Raw genomic sequence first — 1703 nt, forward strand, 5'->3', positions numbered from 1 at the left:
CTGCCGCGCGGGCACGCAAGGCGCGGATCTTCGCGATGATGCCTTCGCGCCTGTCGGTCATCGCACCATCTCCAACGCTTGCTTGTAAAGGTCGAGCATGGCGTCTTCCTCGGCCACGTCGTCGCGGTCGCGTTTGCGGATAGCGATGATCCGCTTGATCACCTTGGTGTCGTAGCCGCGGCCCTTGGCCTCGGCCATCACGTCCTTCATCTGCTCGGCGATGTCCTGCTTTTCGGCCTCAAGGCTTTCATACTGTTCGATGAACTGGCGCAGCTCGTCGGCCGTGACGGCTTTGTCGGCATCGGTGTTCTTCACCGGGATCTTGCCGTCGGTGTTCACCTTCCCGAGGGCGATCAGGTCGGCCATGGTCGTTTGAACCTCGGCGCCGGCGGGGTTCGCGGACACGGGCCGTGGGGCGGGCTTGTCCGCCTCCGGGTGCACGGTGCGCTTGCCGAGGGTGTCGGCGGCGCTGACGATGCCTTCGGCCTCCAACTGCTCAATCAGCGCCGCCGCCCGGGCGTAGCCGATCGAAAACGACTTCTGCAGGAAGGTGGTCGAGGCGCGATCCTCGGCGCGTACCAGCGCGACGGCGCGGGCGTAGAAGTCGGCGGCGGGGTCGGCTTGGTTCATGTCCAGCATGTCCTTTCCCTCGGGCTCAGGCGGCGGAGTAGGCGGCGTGGTGCGGGGCGTGGCCGGTGCTGGCGACCTCGCGGATCAGCCCGCGCGCGATCAGCGGGGCGGCGTCGCAGAAGTGCAGATCCAGAGCGTCGGGCGCGGCGGCGCGAACGCGGGCGAGGGTGTCTTCCTGGTGGCGGGTGAGTTCGGTTGCGGTCTCGGGCATGGGTGGGCCTCGGAATGGATGGGGGACAGTTCGGCCCCGGCGGCGTGCGTTCCGTGAGATGAAGTGTGCCGCCGGGGCATCTGCGCGGGCCGGGAATGGGCCTTGCGCCGGAATGGATCAGGGGGCGGTGCCGATGCGCCACAGCGGCATTTCGCAGGCTGTGGCGGTGCAGTGGGGCGCGGGTGCCGCGCTCGCGATGGCATCGGGCAGAGCAAGGATCAGGAAAGCACCGGCACCGACAACGCTCGCCCACCAGAGCGGGCGCAGGATGATGTCGGCGACCTCGGCCAGCCGGTCGGCGCGGCTCTGCGGGATCATGCTGCGGCCTCGGTGCCGGTGCGACGCGGAGCTGGAAGCCACGGGTAACGGCAGGTCTGGCCGCGCTGCGCCTTCAGGCAGCACCAAGCGCGCTGCAGGGTGATCCTGCGGGCGGTGGCGGCGCGGGCCGGGTCGGTCACAAGGGACAGTGCCCATTGGTCGATGTGGGAATGCATGTGAGCCTCCATCGGGCGTCCCGCGATCAGCCTCGGGGTGAGGGGTTAGCGGCGGGGGATGGGGGCATCATAATGCGGTATTGTTACCGCGGTCAATGGCGATGCGGTATAATTACCGCTTTGTGTGTCGGGCTATATTCGCCCGAAGGTTGTGGGTATATCCATGTCGAGGGAAATCCCATACATGCCATTGGCGTCTTCATCGTCTTCGTCGAGTTCAGGGCGGATCCACCCTCCGCGGATTACGGCATTCACTGCACAGGGGGCTTGGCCGAGCCCTGCTTCCCGCAGGCTGGCGCGATACGTTCTCGCGTCTTCCCTGGAGAGATACCCAACGGTCATTCCATGCACTTGGACGGCAATGGCCT

General features: G+C 66.8%; 5 protein-coding genes and 1 pseudogene. All 6 read right to left on the reverse strand.

Features of this window, described 5'->3' with window-relative positions; all coding sequences use genetic code 11:
• Positions 1 to 57 precede the first annotated feature (57 nt).
• Positions 58 to 366: a DUF2312 domain-containing protein gene (locus tag CG50_RS17265; RefSeq protein WP_051910102.1), complete on the reverse strand. Its 309-nt coding sequence runs from the start codon at positions 364 to 366 to the stop codon at positions 58 to 60.
• Positions 367 to 450: 84 nt separating this feature from the next.
• Positions 451 to 639, reverse strand: a pseudogene (locus CG50_RS17505) (DNA translocase FtsK); the annotation flags it as partial.
• A gap of 16 nt (positions 640 to 655) precedes the next feature.
• A complete protein-coding gene (locus CG50_RS15855; RefSeq protein WP_036640587.1) occupies positions 656 to 841 on the reverse strand; it encodes a hypothetical protein in 186 nt (61 codons plus the stop codon).
• Between the two features lie 117 nt (positions 842 to 958).
• Entirely contained in the window at positions 959 to 1159 is a 201-nt protein-coding gene (locus tag CG50_RS15860; RefSeq protein ID WP_036640589.1) for a hypothetical protein, read from the reverse strand.
• A complete protein-coding gene (locus CG50_RS16970) occupies positions 1156 to 1335 on the reverse strand; it encodes a hypothetical protein (protein ID WP_152559571.1) in 180 nt (59 codons plus the stop codon). Before CG50_RS16970 ends, CG50_RS15860 begins: the two co-directional genes overlap by 4 nt.
• Positions 1336 to 1467: 132 nt before the next feature.
• The coding region (locus CG50_RS17370) for a hypothetical protein (protein ID WP_211248645.1) at positions 1468 to 1703 on the reverse strand (236 nt) is incomplete at its 5' end.

This window comes from Paenirhodobacter enshiensis, from assembly GCF_000740785.1.
GTDB classification, from domain to species: Bacteria; Pseudomonadota; Alphaproteobacteria; order Rhodobacterales; family Rhodobacteraceae; genus Rhodobacter; species Rhodobacter enshiensis.

Excerpts from the sequence above, each read along its gene's own strand:
- CG50_RS15855 (WP_036640587.1), bottom strand. The coding sequence starts at position 841 with ATGCCCGAGACCGCAACCGAACTCACCCGCCACCAGGAAGACACCCTC.
- CG50_RS15860 (WP_036640589.1), bottom strand. The coding sequence starts at position 1,159 with ATGATCCCGCAGAGCCGCGCCGACCGGCTGGCCGAGGTCGCCGACATC.
- CG50_RS16970 (WP_152559571.1), bottom strand. The coding sequence starts at position 1,335 with ATGCATTCCCACATCGACCAATGGGCACTGTCCCTTGTGACCGACCCG.
- CG50_RS17265 (WP_051910102.1), bottom strand. The coding sequence starts at position 366 with ATGGCCGACCTGATCGCCCTCGGGAAGGTGAACACCGACGGCAAGATC.